Raw genomic sequence first — 16,197 nt, forward strand, 5'->3', positions numbered from 1 at the left:
ATGCAGCAATTAAATTTGGGAGCGCTTCCAAGTATAAAATAACCGTCTGCTGAATGAATGTCAACTAAAAGGTTGTGAAATTTAAAAGTGTTATAAACGCCAGTCAAATTAGGAACAGTTGTCATCACTTCACAAGCATAGTGCTGGCTAATTTAACCGCTTAAACTCCATAAAAAACAGCCAAACGAAATTGACCGTTTGGCTGTTTTTTATTTTGACTGTATCCGTTATTTTTCAATCTGAGCCTTCAAGGCCACCCCAGTTCGCGAGTCGCTGTGGTGTGTGCTCTCTTCCGGCGTTCCTTCAAAGCAGACCTGACCGCCGTACTTACCAGCGTCCGGCCCCATATCGACCAGCCAATCTGCCTGACTGATCAGCGCAAGGTTGTGTTCGATTAAAATGAGCGTATTGCCCTTATCGACCAAGTCTTCAAACAACCCGATCAACCGTTTCGTATCGTTTAAATGCAACCCAGTCGTCGGTTCATCCAAGAAGTAGATACTTCCCGTATGATCCAACTCCATGGCCAGCTTGACCCGTTGGACTTCCCCACCGGATAGCGTAGTCATGGCCTGACTGAGATTGAGGTATCCCAGGCCGACCTGTTCCAACAAGCTGACTTTCTTATAGATGGCTGGGAAGTCACTAAAGAAGGCGAGGGTGTCCGTAATCGACATGTTGAGCACTTCAGCAATGTCCTTGCCGTGGTAGGTGTACTGGAGGGCTTCTTGACTGTACCGTTTCCCGCCACAGAGCTCACAGACCTGAATGACCGGATCCATGAACGCCATTTCAGTAATGGTGACGCCCTTCCCCTTACACCGCGGACAAGCACCCTTACCGTTATAGCTGAAGAGTTGCGTTGAGACATTGTTCGCATCACCGAACAATTTCCGTAACGGATTGAGGATGTTCAGGTAGGTTGCCGGCGTTGACCGGATGTTGATACCGACTGCATCCTGGCTCAGATCAATGTAGTCTTGATCAGCAACCTGTTGTTTAATGGCATTGACCAGCGTACTCTTCCCAGAACCGGCTGGCCCAGAAATAATCGTCATGACGCCTTCGGGCACCTTCGCGCTCACATCGTTTAAGTTATGCGATGTGACGTGGTCGACGTGCAGCCACGATTTAGGCTGTCGCGGTTCCCGGAAGGTCGTTGGCTCACGCAACATCCGACCCGTGATCGTATCCGACTTCAACAGTTCTGGGTACGTCCCAGTAAATGTGACTTGGCCGCCGCCCTGACCCGCTTTGGGACCGATCTCGACCACGTAATCGGCTGACCGGATGATGGCTGGGTTGTGGTCGACCAGCACAATGGTGTTGCCGTGTTCTTTGAGTTTCGCTAACGATTTGGTGATCAATTGAATGTCGTGCGGATGCAAGCCCACACTTGGTTCATCGAGAACGTAAACGAGGTCCGATAACGAACTGGTCAAATACTTGGCGATCTTAATTCTTTGCGCTTCACCACCGGACAGCGTATCCGTTCCCCGGTCTAACGATAAGTAGCCTAAGCCAATATCGACGAGTGCCTGCACTTTACTGCGGAGTTCCCGGACCATCGTTTTGGCCATCGGGTCGGAAATACTATCCAGAAAGCTTAGGACGTTGACCAGATCCATCGCGCCGACTTCCGCAATGTTCTTACCTTCGATCTTGCCCTTCAGCGCCGCCTTGTTGAGTCGGGTGCCGTGGCATACCGGACACGGTTTACGCGTGACGATCTTCGCCAAGGCTGCCTGATGATGCCGACCCGAAGCACTGTGGATCACCGACCGCATCATCCGCGGAACTAACCCCTCGTACAACGCCGTCCGTCCCCACTCGGCTGGCGGATTCTTTAACTTTTGGCGTGGCGCATGCATGAACAGGTCATACTCTTCTTTGGAGTAATCCTTGATCTTCTTATCTAAATCAAACAGTCCAGAGTGCCCGTATTCATTCCAGCGCCAGGTTCCCGGCTGAAACCCGGAAAAAGTCATGGCCCCTTCATTGAGCGATTTTTCTGGATCGATCAGTTGCGATTCATCCACGTCGTCCACAAATCCGAGTCTCTGACATTCGGGACACATCCCTTGAGGCAGGTTAAATGAGAACCACTCGGAGTAGCCGACCCACGGTTTCCCGATTCGCGAAAACATCAGTCGGAGCAACGAGTAGATCCCTGTGTAGGTCGCTAACGTTGACCGCGAGTTGCGGCCAATGGGTTTTTGCTCGACCATAATGGCGACTGGCAGGTGGTCGATACTGTCAAAGTCCGGTTGGCCAAACTTTGGCAAGTACTGTTGCGTAAAACTAGGAAACGTTTCGTTGAGTTCTCGCCGCGACACCGCAGCAAGTGTATCAAACACTAGTGACGATTTACCGGCTCCTGAAAGCCCCGCAAACACCGTCGTCCGGTGTTTGGGAATATCGAGGTCCACGTTTTTGAGGTTGTTTTCTCGAGCACCGTGGACACTAATGGCGCCATCTTTAAACATATCAGTCATGCAGCGATCCTCCATTCAGAGTTGATCCTAAGTGACAGACGATAATACGGATGTTTTTAACGCGACGAATGATAATATTACCATGGTTGGTTTGAAAAGTTAAATGTTATGCTTGGTTAATTTTATGGTAACATTTTTTGAGCTTAAGGGGTGGAAATGGGATGGGTTTTTTGACGTTTTTTGAGATGGTGTGAAAGTGGTTCTGGTTGTAGGTTGCATAAAAAGCAGGTCATCGGGACGAGGTGACCTGCTTTTTTTGGTGCGCCCGGCATGGGCGCCAACTAGACGGTGAAAGTCCGTTGCGGGCCGTAGTAGTCGGAACCGCAAGTCAATGACAAGGGTGTCCATCGTGAGGTGGAATCTGAAGGAAGTCGGCGACAAAGTACCGCATTGATGTACAAGAATCAGCTATAAGGCTGTGTTGGTCGGACGAGGTTGCCAAACAAACCAAAGTCCAATACTACTCGAGGCCATCGCAGTAAAGCTGGCAATGACATGGTACGAAAGTGGGCGTTCTTACCCGGGGAGGCCTGTATCGTACGTTCCCGACAAGAGGCGCGCTAAGCGCCACAGGAACAAACATCGCAGTGATGTGGTGCAGAACGATACAGGAGTCAGCCGAGGCCATAGTAGTGGTATCTGCCACGAAGGGCTGAACAATAATAGGTCATCATTGATATTGGAGGTGGAGACAGTGCAACAACCGCAGAATACAGAAAAAGCTGACCGCCGGCGGACAGTAGGACTGGAAGCCCAAGAACAAGTCGGGGTGCGTAGCACTGACTCTGGTGAAAATACGATGATGAACGGCACTAAGTTTCAAGAGTTAGTCTTAGACCGAAATAACCTGAACGAGGCTTATCTTCGCGTCTGCAGAAACAAAGGTGCAGCAGGACTAGACGGAATGACCGTTGACGAACTGTTGCCCTACTTGAGGAAACATAAACAGGAATTACTGCAAGCTTTACAAAACGAGACCTATCGGCCTCGTCCCGTTAAGCGGGTTGAAATTCCAAAACCTAATGGTGGTAAACGCAAGCTCGGAATACCAACTGTGATTGACCGACTTGTTCAACAAGCCATGGCGCAAGTCATGGTGCCAACATTTGAGCGTGTCTTCTCAGATAATAGTTTTGGGTTCCGACCGAATCGAAGTGCTAAAGATGCCATTGATAGAGTGGTTCAGTTCTACAATCAGGGCTATCACTATGTCGTGGATCTCGATTTAAAAGCATACTTCGATACGGTCAACCACGATCTGCTTATTAAATTTATTGAGCAGTATATTACGGATCCATGGATACTGCATCTCATTCGTCGCTTCCTAACCAGCGGTGTCATGAATGGTGGTCTATTTGAACGAAGTGATAAAGGCACCCCTCAAGGTGGCCCCTTATCGCCACTTTTGGCTAACATTTATCTCAACGAACTGGATAAGCTGTTAACTTCCAGAGGTCATAAGTTTGTCCGCTATGCGGACGATTGTAATATTTATGTCCGAAGCAAACGTGCTGGAGAACGGGTTCTGACTAATGTTACTCGCTTTCTTGAAGGCGACCTAAAGGTCACCGTCAATGAGGACAAGACATCAGTAAGTTCGCCTCTGCGGGCCAAGTTCCTGGGATTTTCCTTGGGGGTTGGTCGAGGAGGTGCGTATGCGCGACCTGCTTGGCAGGCCAAGCAACGCATCAAGTCTGCACTCAGGAAAATGACCAAGCGCAATCGGGGCGTTTCGTTAAACCTGGTGTTTAACGAGATTCATCAAAAGATGCGTGGGTGGTTACAGTACTATTCGGTCGGGAAAATGACCAATTTTATCCGTCACTTAGACGAATGGTTGCGAGCAAGGATTCGCCAGTATATTTGGAAACAGTGGAAGAAGCTCAAAACAAAGGTCAATCATCTTGTAAAACTGGGGCTTTCTGGCACCAGTGCTTATACAATGGCCAATACCCGTAAGGGTTATTGGCGAACTGCGCATAGCAAGACATTGACCTATACTCTGACAAACAAAAGACTGGAACGCCTTGGACTCATCAATATGAGCAAGACACTCCAGTCAATACAAAGTGCTTAAATTATTGAACCGCCGTATACGGAACCGTACGTACGGTGGTGTGAGAGGTCGGTAATTGAATTAATCAATTACCTCCTACTCGATTTTTTTTTTTTTTTTTTTTTTTTTTTTTTTTTTTTTGAGTTGATTTTATTCTGTTCTGTTGATTTTATTCTGTTCTATAGTGGTCGTCTTTCTTTGCTACCACGCCGAAACGCGTTCCACAAGGCACGGGGCTAACGTGTAACGGACTCTGACCAAAAAGTCAGACCCGGACTTTTTGGTCAGAGTCCGTTACACACCGCCCCTAAACCGCCTTGTTCCACGCTCTACCCATTATACGCATCCACATTCTCCAAATAAGTCATCTCATCAATCGAAATCCTTCTCTGCAGCTTCTGCGCCAAATCCTGTTCGATCTGGCCCGATGAGATTGCTTCTTGAATCAGTTCATACTCTGCATGGAAGGCGCGCATGAACATTTGGTAGACAATGTCTGAATCCACATCCTTGGCGTGAATCCGACGATGACGGGTGCGGTAGAATCTTCTGACCAGGTTGGTCTCCACCGCGTTGCCCTGTTTTGTTTTCAAAAAGGCCATTACCGCGTCAAAGCCCACCTGTTCAATGGGTAAAATATCTTCGTCGTGTTCCTCAAACTGTTCGCGCCAGTAGACTTCTTCCAGCGCGATTGGCGCCGTTAGAAAGGCTTCCTGTGCCCGACTAAGGTCCTTATACTGGGTCCCCATGTGCAGGCTGAAACGAATCCGCAGCCAGACGTTTTTCCAGATCTTTTCGTCCGCCGTAAAATTATTAAACTGCAGGAACCGGCCGTAGTACATTTCTTCGTCGGCCGTGATCTGACCATCCAGAAACATCTGGTGCACCGCCTGCAATTCAACCTGGTGGCTTTCGCTGATCAGTTGCCGTTGCAGACGCCGGTTCGGCGTGGCATCTAACACGAGTTGCTGCTGCAGCGACTCGATGACGATCTGTGCTTCGGCCGGATGGTCCTTTTCGCCAGCTAGATCACGAATGGCGGTTTGGATCATCCGCCGCACCCACTGATACCGTGGTTGCGTATCCTGTTCACTTGGCAAAATTAACGGGACAAAGATGGTCGGCATGATCAGACTAACCAAAATGACGACCGCCGCTAGGAAGATCATCGTCCCGCGTAAGGCAAATGGCTGGCCGTGGACGGTGTTGGGAATCGAAAAGGCCAGTGACAGGGTAATGGTCCCATTGGCGCCGCTAAGGGCCATAATGAGGCTGTCTCGCCAAATATGTTCGGAGCGCTTATGTCGTTTGATCAAGAACCGCGTCCACAGAAGTCGTAACAGCCCCTTTGCCAGGTAAACCACGATACCGATCCCAATTAAGACCAGCACCGTCAAGTTCGATTTATCAGAAATATGCAGCGCCTGCGTCACTTCGGGCAGTGATAAGCCCAGGAGCACAAACACAGTCCCGGTCAATGCGCCTGAGATGATCTCCCAAACGTTGCTGGTGACCATCTGCATCCGCGAGCTAGTCAGGCGCAGTTTATCGCGTTCCGACCCCTGAACCAGGCCGGCCGCAACCACCGCCAGGATCCCGGACAATGCCAGTTCCTCCGCCAGCAGGTACACCAGAAATGGCGTCATCAGTGAGATCAGCACCATGATCAGCGGGGTATCGTCGTTGTACCGAATGAGCGCCAGCCGAATGCTGACGATGACGGCACCGATCAGTGCCCCAAACAACAGGCCGCCGAGGAACTCCCATAAGAAGAGTCCCAGCGCGTGATTGAGGGAAAACGACCCGGAGATGTAGGCCCCCAATGCCATGTCAAAGATCACAATGCCGGCAGCGTCGTTAAACAGAGATTCGTTTTTCAACGTCTCCGCCTGTTCCTCGGCTATCGGGTTGGCCTCAAAAATTGAATTGACCGCAGACGCATCCGTTGGCGATACGATTGCCAGCAGTGCGTAGCATAAACTCAGCGGCAGCAGGACATACAGGGCGTGCAGCCCAGTCCCCACCACCAAAACAGTCACGAGCACCAAGCCCAATGCCATCGATAGAATGTTGGTGATCGACCGGCCGATCCACCCGCGTGAGCTGTTCTGCGCTTCGTTAAACAGCAACGGCGCAATAATGCCCAGTGTAAACGTGGAGGGATCAAGCTGAAAATTACGGTACACGGGCAGCAGCGACAGCACCAGCCCGATCGCAATCAGAAAAAATGGCACGGGAATAAACGAGACGTGCCGCGCAAGAATATTGGCGCCCACGACGGCCGCCAGGATCACTGAAAATAAAAGCACAAAATCCATGTTGTGCGAAACCTCCCCTAATCTTTTTAATCTATAAGGGTTATTTTACGCCAAAATGGCGCTGAAAGTCGCCCGAATCGACTTACGAGTACCGTTGACCGACACATTTATCAAAAATTGTTGATGCATCGGAAACTATGTTCAGAAAAATAGGATTCAGTGATGGCGTTCGGTTGGATTGACGGCTATACTTTAACTAACGATTTTGCGTGACTATACTAATGCGTTAGGGGAAAACAATGTCTAGATATCAAAAATTCATCGCGAACCAACCCGTCCGTCGCGGCGTGGTCCTCATCAGCCTGGTGTTTATCCTGTGGCTGGCAAGAAGTGCCATGTCCACGGTCCTGCTGACGTTCATCTTCTCCTTCTTGGTGATCCAGCTGATCAACCTGATCCGCCGGCACGTCAATATTCGGCCGGTGATCGTGGTCATTCCGCTCTACCTCTTGATCATTGGCGGCATCTTTTATGCCATCATCAACTACGTGCCGTCCCTGGTCAACGAGTCGATCCACTCGGTCAACACGGTGATCAAGTTCTACACCAGCGGGGCCTTTGACCATAATGAAATGATCCAGTGGGCCGTCAAGAGTGTGAAGCAGATGAACCTGACTGGCCAAATTATGACGGGGCTTAGTGCTGTACTGTCGTATGCCGGCAGTATTGGCTCCGCCGGGGTCACCGTCGCGTTGTCGTTTCTTCTCAGTTTCTTCTTTACAGTTGAGATCGATGAGCTCAAGCACTTTGGCGGGTTGTTCCTCAAATCGCCAATGGGCTGGTACTTCGACGACCTGCGCTACTTTGCCATGAAGTTTATCAACACGTTTGGGGTCATCATTGAAGCACAATTGATCATCGCGGTGGTCAACACGACGATTACTACGATTACCTTGATTTTCCTGAAGATGCCAAACATCCCGATCCTAGCCGTCATGGTCTTCTTCCTGTCGCTGATTCCAGTGGCCGGGGCCATCATTTCAGTGATTCCGCTGACCATCATTGCGTACACGGTCGGGGGCGTGCAGTCAGCCGTGATCATTATTATCATGATCATCATCATTCACTTCTTGGAGGCCTACGTTCTGAATCCCCGGTTGATGGCCAGCCGGACGGAGCTGCCCGGGTTCTTTACCATCGTGATCCTGCTGGTGGCAGAACGTCTCTTCGGCGCTTGGGGACTGATCGTCGGGATCCCGATCTTCACCTTCCTGTTAGATGTGTTTGAAGTGAAAAAGATTGGCAGTAAAACGCCGAAGCAGCAGACACCCCCTTCTACGCCTCAGTCATAATCATCATTTTTAAAGTATTATCAGACAGTTAAAAAACACCCACCTGCGGATGACCTAATCATCCGCAGGTGGGTGTTTTCATGCTTGCTTACTTCTTGGATCAATTAAAAGGCTAGTCAACACTGAATTTTGCGGCTTCAGTGTGACTGGTGTCACCCACAATCGTGACTTTTAGAACCCTAATAGTAAACGGCGACCCGATAAAGCTGAGCCACAAAATCTTTTTGAGACAGACCATTTCGTAGCGGTGCTCGGTTACTAAACACGATGGCGGCGTGGTAGTTACCAGTGGTGGCGTAGTAGCCAGTATGGTAAGTCAATCCGCTAAACGAGCCGTTATTGTATTTAATACCATCGCGGTTCACATAGAACCCGCCGGAATAAACAGTACCATAGCGCAACAATTGTCGATACTGCTTCTTTGTGAGAATCTGCCCGTTTTGCATCCCCTGGATCACGGCGGTGAACTCCCCCGGTGTGGTCAACATATTGCCAGCGCCCACGAGTGCAGCAAACCGTGGCAAGGTAACCGATTGTGGGGTGGCATATGGATCTGCCGGGGTCCACGTCGCCGATTGAGCCAGCGTGGCCGTTAAACTGGGTTGCGACCGGGTGACCAGAAACGTGTGCGTCAGTCCTAATTTTGTGAGGACGCGCGTTTGGACATTGGCGGCGTAGGAGTTGCCAGTGACCTTTGCGATGATTCCGGCTAACAGCACGTAGTTGTCATCACTGTATTGAAAGGTCTTGTTGGTACTGGTCTTCAGTGTTTTAAGCGCAAGTGAAACGGCCTGGGTTTCCGATGGTGATTGGCGAGGAAACTGTTCGGGATTGGTGATGCCCGAGGTCATACTCAGTAATTCACTGATGGTGATCCGCTGACTGCCAGCCACTTGGGGGTAGTACCGGCTCAGGGGCGTTGATGGGCTGAGTTTCCTCTGACTGATCAATTGTTGAATCAGCGCCCCGGTGATGGCTTTTTGCAGCGAGGCTAACGGATATAAAACGGTGCCGTTATTGCTGTTGGCCGTTTTCGTTGACGCATCCGCCAAGCCGGCACTCACCACCGTTGGCTGTGTTTTGCCCGCGGAGATCAGGGCGGCCGTTCCACTAAAGTTCGCTTGTGCCATCGTCCCCGCAATCACTGAAGCAAACGAAACGCGCTTGATGCCGTGACTGTTCATCCAACCCAGTTGCTGGTTAAAATACCGCAGTTTCACATACGTGCCTGTCCGCGTCACCTTGGTCTGCATGACACGGACGTACTGGTTGGTATGGTCACTGCCATTCGCATCCCTCGTGAGCGTCCTGCGATTGGTGTGATACGGGCCTGCCGTATAAAGCGCATAGCCGCCCTTCCCAATTTGGTGCACGATTTGCGCGTCATAACGATGATTACGCATGCTTAAAATTGAATTGTAGGTGATACTGGCGGCACAGCTCATCCGCCCAGCCAGGAGTACAACGCCCAGTGTCAATAGGCCTCCAAGCGGTTTGACCCAGTGGTTGTGAATCATCCTTAAACTAACCCTCATTCTCTGTCTGATTGACGTGCTAAACGATCGAGTGGGTGCTAGGCGGCGCACGGGACCGATTTTTCATGATTAGTCCGCCACCTTTTTAAACATCGTATTAGCCAGCGGCAGAACGGACGCGTGTCTTCGGTAATCGTTTGAGAGTAGTACGACGCCGGTTCGGTCGTTTCGTGTCAAGAGTGCCGCCGACTCGTACCCATAGCCGATACCGTGTAGTCGAATACCATCGGGCTGGTTATAGACCCCGCCACCGTATGTGGACACGCTGCCGGGCTGATGCAATTGGGCGACCGCCCGTTTTGAAATGAGTCTGCCCTGCAGGAGCGCTTGTTCGACCCGGAACAGATCTTGGGTCGACATATAGACCTGTCCCGTACCCAGTTCGTTTTGCATTGCCACCGTGGATTCGTGATAGACCCGCTGGTAGTTTGGTACGATTTGACGATTGCTGATGTGATGGTAACTGGTCGTTCGAAAAACGGTATGACCCCACTGTTGCACAAACCCGCTGTGGAGCAGGTGTATCGGTCCCTTAAACATTGTGTTGAAATTTTGGGCGTACGACCGGTGTGTTAGTCGCATGATGATGCCTGTTAGCAATACATAGTTGACCGGTTCGTAATGCCATTGTCCGACCTGATTTGGTTGTGACGTTAAATGATCAGCATCGTAAGCAACCACCTGCTTTGCCGTTAATCGGCTAGGGCTTCCGTGCGTTAGCGACAAGCCGGAGGTCATATTTAAAAGTGATCGGATCGAGATGTGATCCGCATTTTTGATTTTGGGGTAAAACCGGGATAACGTGGTATTCAGGCGTAAACGATGTGCCGTCACCAACTTCATCACCATCGCTGCCGTCAATGATTTTTGAATCGAGAGGATCTGATATTCTGATTGGTTGTCGTTTGGCACTGACTGCCGCGCGTTTGCCCACCCGATGCCCTGCTGATAAATGACCCGGTTATTTTTGATGACGAGGGCACTGCCGACAAAGTGATGGCGGGTTAAATACTGTGTGACCCGTCTGCGTTTATGTGACGCTGTCTGGCGTTGCTTACCGGACTTTGTTGCGGGCTGCAGGCTTTGGTGTGACGTAGTGATCACTGTTTGGTGACGTTGGTGCAAATGCCAGCCAATCAGTCCGACGGTGCTGACTGCCAGCAGAACGGCGCCGATTTTTAATGCTTGTTTTCTGGGTTGCATGATTTTCCCACCATTCGTTTCGTTAGTTTCCATTTTTAAAATGAGGTTATCAACCAAGGTGCTGGTTGTTATCGTCATTTATCTTAGCGAAGCGGCAACGCTGGAAAAAGTGGTGGTTGCTAAACGGATGATGAGAAATTCTAAGGATTGTAATGGCCGTTCAGTTGCGGGTGTTGCAACCTTATTTTTTTGTCATATTTTGGCATTAAGCGATAATCGAGTATGACGCTTTAATAGTGACCCAAACATTGAATTTATAAGATAACAGTGTTATCCTAAAAATAGAAAGATAACACTGTTATCCTTCCGAAGGAGATCCTCATCTATGTCGTATGAAGAAACGACCAACAAAATAGTGGCTTCGGCGCTTGACCAGATTGAAAGATCAGGCGATGAAAGCTTGTCACTCCGGCAATTAGCAAAATCAGTTGGCTTGACGACCGGTGCTTTTTATAAGCATTTTGAGAACAAAGACGCCTTGTTCCGTGCCTTGACAGTGATTATTTCAACACAACTCGCTGATGATGCTAAGCACCAACTCAAACCAAATGATAGTCCCCAACAACAGTTATTGACCCTAGCGGATGTGTTACTGACGGCGTACCAAAATCGACCGAACACCATGATGTTCTTATTTTTTAATCCCGTTGCGCTGGCAACTCTGAATGATAAGAACACTGCCTTTCCGCTTTTGGAAGAAACACAGCGGCTCATCAGGGACTTAAGCGAGGATTATCCATCGCTAGACCCGCAACAATTTTTCGTTCAGATCTGGTCTTTCATTCAAGGTTACGGGGTCCTCATCAAAAACAAAGCCGTTGTGTACGATCAACAGTTGACTGCTGACACACTAACGGCACTACTAGGAGGCGTCAACTGATGACAAAAACGGTGATTCTCTATTGTCATCCCTATCAGGAAAGTTTTAGTCACGCTGTGTTACAAACCGTGACGACACATCTCGCACAGTCGCATGCTGATTATCAGATTTTGGACCTCTATGCGGACGGGTTTGATCCCGTTGTTGATTCGAGTGAACTGGCACTGTACGCTCAAGGCGGGACTCACGATGCACTGGCAAAGACCTACCTTACCGCCCTTCAATCTGCCACTCAATTGATCCTTATTTTTCCAGTGTGGTGGAACGACTTGCCGGCAATGATCAAGGGGTTCTTTGACAAAGTGATGAAACGCGGGACTGATCAGGCCTATGTGGCGACAAGGACTGGGCTACGCGGTAACTTAACACAGATCAGATCGACCCTTATTTTAACCAGTTCAACCTCACCAACACCCTATCTCAGACTATTTTGTGGCGATAGCATTAACCGCGTGTTGATTCACAGCACCTTAAAACAGTTAGGCATCAAGCACGTGACGTGGCGCAATATGGGTGGCATTACAACCTCGACGATAGCAAAGAGAACCGCGTTTTTAGGGCAAATTCCTAAGCTCCTTAACGCGCAAGTGAGGTAGTCGAAAATAACTGTTGACTGCTAAAAAGGGCGCTAGACTGAACTTGAATGGCATTCAGGCTAGCGCCCTTTTTGTGATGAGCAGCTCGCCTATCGCATTTTTTGAGTGGTGCACGAAAAGCGTTAATCGTTTGGGTTACATTTTGTCCGATAAATTCCAAAGCTTATTCGATGGTAGCAATCAAAGCACCTATTTTTGTGTCATTTTACAATTGACATTACAGGTTAATAACCTAATACTAATAGTATATTATATTCTGAAAAAGGGAGGGATCAGTTTTGCGCTTATTAATGAAAAGTTTAGCTCATTTACGATCACTGACCCCACCCGGCTATGTCCGGCCACTCGTGGATTCTAACCACATGGCCGTGCCGATTGTTGGTCCTTAGTCCTAATGGTTTAGCTCATGAAAACTAAATATTAGGAAGAAGGACTTCTTATGACAAAAATTATCGTGTTTGACCGGCGAGCTGATGAAGCAGCAACGTTTTCTCAGGTGCAACAGCGTAATCACATCGATCTTGAATTTGTTGACGGCCCAATGACTGCGCAAAGTCTGTTGGTTTTAACGGGCTTTGAGGCGGCCACGATTCAAGGGTCTAATCCATTTGTGGACGCTCACGTGTTGCATCAGTTAGCCAACTTAGGGTGCCACTATCTGGTCGTTCGAAGTGCCGGTTTCAATAACGTTGACCTGCAAGCCGCGCAAGAATGTGGGATTCGGCTATCAAATGTGTCCTACTCTGTTCACAGTGTCGCGGAGTTCACCGTGATGTTGATGTTGGCGACGTTGCGTCACTTACCAGCAATCGTTGCGCGAACAAACGCCCAAGATTTCACTTTAGCTGGGTTGCAGGGACGAGAATTGCATGACCAAACCGTTGGTATCGTTGGTACTGGGAGAATTGGGCACGCAGTCGCTGAGATCCTATCCGGATTTGGCTGTGACCTATTGGCGTATGATCCTCATCCAAGCACTAGTCTGACTTCGATGGTCACATACGTTGATTTTGACGCGCTCCTCGCAAATTCCGATATTGTGACGTTGCATTTGCCGTTACTAGCTGACAACCATAATCTGATTGATAGTGACCAGATTCAACGGATGAAATCCAACGCGGTGTTGATCAATTGTGCCCGTGGCCAATTAGTGTCCACGACTGCCTTAATTGACGGTCTTGCTTCTGGTCATTTGGGTGGTGCCAGCTTGGACACCCTAGCAACTGAAGCAACTCTATTTCAGCAAGATCACCGGTTGTCGTTTACCTATAACCATGACTGGCAGGTACTTAAGGGATTTCCCAATGTCGTCATGACGCCTCACACCGCCTTTTACACCGACACAGCAGTGACTGATATGGTCGAAAACGCCATAAGGTCTCTCATTTCTTTTCTCAAAACAGGCAACAGTCCCTGGGAAATACGTCCTTGATAGTGACGTTGTTGAGCTGGTTTTGATGAAGGGAAAGATGATCGTGAAACGATTTAAAAGGGAATATGTTTGGTTACTTGCCGCTATCCTGCTTAGCGGTTTTATTATGCGCGCACCTATTACAACACCGCCGCTGATGCTCAATCAATTAGCGCAGGCGGTTCACGTGCCACAGGGTCAGTTAGGCATCTTAACGACGATTCCGCTGGTCATGTTTATGCTGTTCTCCAACTTTGCTTCCCACTTAATGCGGCTGATTGGCCTGAAACGCGCTTTATTAGTGACGATGACAATCATTTCGTTTGGGTCGATCTTACGGTTGATACCAGCCTTTTGGGCCATGATCGTCGGAACGATTTTTATTGGGATCGGCATTGCGCACCTGAATGTCTTTATGCCATCACTGGTGGCCGCCTATTTTCCAGAACATATCGGTCTGTATACCACGATGTAATCGTTTTCAATGATTCTTGGGAATACGGTCTTTAACCTCGTTACGGCGCCGGTTGCCGAAAAATTTGGCTGGCAGTCAATCTTAGGGATTCTTTTGGTGCTTGCGGTGCTTGGCACTGTGAGTTGGGCTGTGACGGTTCGAAACGGAACGACGCCACAGGTTGAAACTGTGAGCACAAGTCAAACTACTGATGTGTCTTCATCACGGTCGATGTGGACCCAAGCCCGTGCTTGGCCGTTTTTGATAGCTTTTGGCTGTCAGGCGCTGTTAAGTTATACCTTCACGGCTTGGATGCCATCGCTAATGGCATATCATCATGTTGATGCGACGGAGACTGGGGTCATAATGGCTTTGTATGCCGTTATTGGTCTCCCATTATCAATGATTCTGCCTAATCTATTGGCAAAGTATTCTAAGCGCCAACTCACGTGGATCACACTAGTCATGGGATTATTCGGACTTTTAGCGAGTTTAATGTTATTTGTGCAACAGACCTCGTCCGTGTGGTTTTGGCTGACAGAAGGGTTACTGGTTGGGGTTACGATTGGCTACTTTTTCATGGTGCCAATGACGATGTTTGCTTTAAAGACGCGAAACCCTTACGAAACAGCTAAATTATCCGGAATGGCGCAAGCTGGCGGTTACTGTATTTCTGCCTTTGGCCCAACGCTGTATGGACTGGTCTTCGCGGCAAATCCAGTTGGGCAGTTGCAGAACGTCTGCTACGTTGTGCTTATTTTAGTAATGGTCGTTACTTGTACACTGATTGTGAGAAGTGATCTTTTTTAATCATTTCTAGATTCAATCACTTTTGTACCAGATTTTGACTTAAGAAAACGCGTGGAAGGGTCAGCCTTTCCACGCGTTTTTTCTATTATTTCAGTGGTTTCTAATCACTTTTTTAAAGGATAGTTTACTTCTTCTCGTCAATCAAAACAGTCCCCTGGTCCGGATTCTGTGCAATTGCGCCCACAATCTCATGAGGAACATACAGGGCTTCCAGATAGGCAACGTCATCAGCTGTCAACTTCAGGTTCAACGCAGCTGCGGCGTCATCTGAATGACTGGTTTTGGTCGACCCAACGATTGGGGATGCGACCCCCTTCGCCCACTGCCACGCAAGTGCAATCTGACTCATAGTTGTCTGGTATTTTGTGGCCAACTCATTGACCCGCTTAATAATGCCGAGGTCTTGTGCCTTAGCGCGATCATACTTACCCATGGCAACGCGATCTGTTTGGCTGCGCAGGGTGTCTGTTTGCCAATCCAAGTGACTCAGGTGGCTCGCAGCCAGCGGACTGTATGGCATCAGGGACACGTTATCCTGTTTGCAGATCGGAATGAGTTCCCGTTCGTCTTCTCGGTATAACAGATTGTAGTGGTTTTCCATGGTCTGAAATTGGGCCCAGCCGTGATCCTTAGCCACCTGCTGCATATTCTGGAACTGGTAGCCGTACATGGCGGAGGCGCCAAGTGCTCGAACTTTGCCAGCCTTAACGAGGTCATTTAACGCACTCATCGTTTCTTCAATCGGCGTGTCATAGTCGAACCGGTGAATGATGTACACGTCCAGATAGTCTGTCCCAAGTCGTTTCAGTGTGCCGTCAATTTCCCGTGCAATTGCGCCTTTAGAGAGACGGCCTTCGTTGAAATAAACTTTAGATGCGATCACGACCTTATCGCGCGCGACGTTTTTCTTCAATGCCTGGCCGAGGTACTCTTCACTGGTACCAGCTGAGTAAACGTTCGCGGTGTCAAAAAAAGTGATGCCAAGATCCAAAGCGTGTTTAATGACGGCTTCACTGTCGCTGGCGTTCAACGTCCAGTCATGCATGGTGCCAGCTTGACCAAAACTCATTGCACCGACGCAGATTTTGGAAGCGGTGATGTCGGTGTTGCCTAATGTGGTATATTCCATAGTTTGCCCCTTTTCTAA

11 protein-coding genes and 1 pseudogene are annotated in these 16,197 nt (G+C 49.1%); 7 read left to right on the forward strand and 5 right to left on the reverse strand.

The features are described from left to right. Positions 1-227 precede the first annotated feature (227 nt). Complete coding sequence (locus AYR61_RS12090) at positions 228-2,495, reverse strand: ATP-binding cassette domain-containing protein (protein ID WP_065903165.1); 2,268 nt, start codon at positions 2,493-2,495, stop codon at positions 228-230. Positions 2,496-3,189: 694 nt separating this feature from the next. Here AYR61_RS12090 and ltrA point away from each other — a divergent pair. Further along, entirely contained in the window at positions 3,190-4,572 is a 1,383-nt protein-coding gene (ltrA, locus tag AYR61_RS12095) for a group II intron reverse transcriptase/maturase (RefSeq protein WP_065900954.1), read from the forward strand. Positions 4,573-4,880: 308 nt separating this feature from the next. Here the strand turns inward: ltrA and AYR61_RS12100 are convergent, their stop codons facing one another. Then, positions 4,881-6,869: a cation:proton antiporter gene (locus AYR61_RS12100; protein ID WP_065903168.1), complete on the reverse strand. Its 1,989-nt coding sequence runs from the start codon at positions 6,867-6,869 to the stop codon at positions 4,881-4,883. A 239-nt stretch (positions 6,870-7,108) separates the two neighbouring features. Here AYR61_RS12100 and AYR61_RS12105 point away from each other — a divergent pair, with 239 nt between their 5' ends. After that, positions 7,109-8,161 carry an AI-2E family transporter gene (locus AYR61_RS12105; RefSeq protein ID WP_065903170.1) on the forward strand — a complete coding sequence of 351 codons (1,053 nt, stop codon included), beginning with the start codon at positions 7,109-7,111 and terminating at the stop codon, positions 8,159-8,161. 179 nt (positions 8,162-8,340) lie between these two features. Here AYR61_RS12105 and AYR61_RS12110 read toward each other — a convergent pair whose 3' ends face one another. Next, positions 8,341-9,639, reverse strand: coding sequence for a class A beta-lactamase-related serine hydrolase (locus AYR61_RS12110; protein ID WP_225356485.1), 1,299 nt, complete (start codon positions 9,637-9,639; stop codon positions 8,341-8,343). Between the two features lie 126 nt (positions 9,640-9,765). After that, the gene (locus tag AYR61_RS12115) at positions 9,766-10,932 is read right to left on the reverse strand and encodes a serine hydrolase domain-containing protein (RefSeq protein WP_191982252.1); all 1,167 of its coding nucleotides are present in this window, start codon (positions 10,930-10,932) and stop codon (positions 9,766-9,768) included. 7 nt (positions 10,933-10,939) lie between these two features. Here AYR61_RS12115 and AYR61_RS15415 point away from each other — a divergent pair, with 7 nt between their 5' ends. From AYR61_RS15415 to AYR61_RS15220, 5 genes and pseudogenes are all read left to right on the forward strand, one after another. After that, the gene (locus AYR61_RS15415; RefSeq protein WP_191982253.1) at positions 10,940-11,125 is read left to right on the forward strand and encodes a hypothetical protein; all 186 of its coding nucleotides are present in this window, start codon (positions 10,940-10,942) and stop codon (positions 11,123-11,125) included. 99 nt (positions 11,126-11,224) lie between these two features. Then, complete coding sequence (locus AYR61_RS12120) at positions 11,225-11,779, forward strand: TetR/AcrR family transcriptional regulator (protein WP_065903179.1); 555 nt, start codon at positions 11,225-11,227, stop codon at positions 11,777-11,779. Continuing rightward, positions 11,779-12,375, forward strand: coding sequence for an NAD(P)H-dependent oxidoreductase (locus tag AYR61_RS12125; protein ID WP_065903181.1), 597 nt, complete (start codon positions 11,779-11,781; stop codon positions 12,373-12,375). The genes AYR61_RS12120 and AYR61_RS12125 overlap by 1 nt, the downstream gene beginning before the upstream one ends. Before the next feature lie 439 nt (positions 12,376-12,814). Then, on the forward strand, positions 12,815-13,807 hold the full coding sequence (locus AYR61_RS12135) for an NAD(P)-dependent oxidoreductase (RefSeq protein ID WP_054707278.1): 993 nt from the start codon (positions 12,815-12,817) through the stop codon (positions 13,805-13,807). Positions 13,808-13,844: 37 nt separating this feature from the next. Beyond that, positions 13,845-15,050, forward strand: a pseudogene (locus AYR61_RS15220) (MFS transporter). A 124-nt stretch (positions 15,051-15,174) separates the two neighbouring features. Here the strand turns inward: AYR61_RS15220 and AYR61_RS12145 are convergent. Continuing rightward, positions 15,175-16,179 (reverse strand): aldo/keto reductase, encoded by a 1,005-nt coding sequence (locus tag AYR61_RS12145; protein WP_065903184.1) that lies wholly within the window; start codon positions 16,177-16,179, stop codon positions 15,175-15,177. Between the last annotated feature and the right edge of the window lie 18 nt (positions 16,180-16,197).

This window comes from Secundilactobacillus paracollinoides (assembly GCF_001702155.1).
GTDB lineage: Bacteria > Bacillota > Bacilli > Lactobacillales > Lactobacillaceae > Secundilactobacillus > Secundilactobacillus paracollinoides.

Excerpts from the sequence above, each read along its gene's own strand:
- AYR61_RS12090 (WP_065903165.1), bottom strand. The coding sequence starts at position 2,495 with ATGACTGATATGTTTAAAGATGGCGCCATTAGTGTCCACGGTGCTCGA.
- AYR61_RS12120 (WP_065903179.1), top strand. The coding sequence starts at position 11,225 with ATGTCGTATGAAGAAACGACCAACAAAATAGTGGCTTCGGCGCTTGAC.
- AYR61_RS12135 (WP_054707278.1), top strand. The coding sequence starts at position 12,815 with ATGACAAAAATTATCGTGTTTGACCGGCGAGCTGATGAAGCAGCAACG.
- AYR61_RS12145 (WP_065903184.1), bottom strand. The coding sequence starts at position 16,179 with ATGGAATATACCACATTAGGCAACACCGACATCACCGCTTCCAAAATC.
- AYR61_RS12100 (WP_065903168.1), bottom strand. The coding sequence starts at position 6,869 with ATGGATTTTGTGCTTTTATTTTCAGTGATCCTGGCGGCCGTCGTGGGC.
- AYR61_RS12105 (WP_065903170.1), top strand. The coding sequence starts at position 7,109 with ATGTCTAGATATCAAAAATTCATCGCGAACCAACCCGTCCGTCGCGGC.
- AYR61_RS12125 (WP_065903181.1), top strand. The coding sequence starts at position 11,779 with ATGACAAAAACGGTGATTCTCTATTGTCATCCCTATCAGGAAAGTTTT.
- AYR61_RS12115 (WP_191982252.1), bottom strand. The coding sequence starts at position 10,932 with ATGGAAACTAACGAAACGAATGGTGGGAAAATCATGCAACCCAGAAAA.
- AYR61_RS15415 (WP_191982253.1), top strand. The coding sequence starts at position 10,940 with ATGAGGTTATCAACCAAGGTGCTGGTTGTTATCGTCATTTATCTTAGC.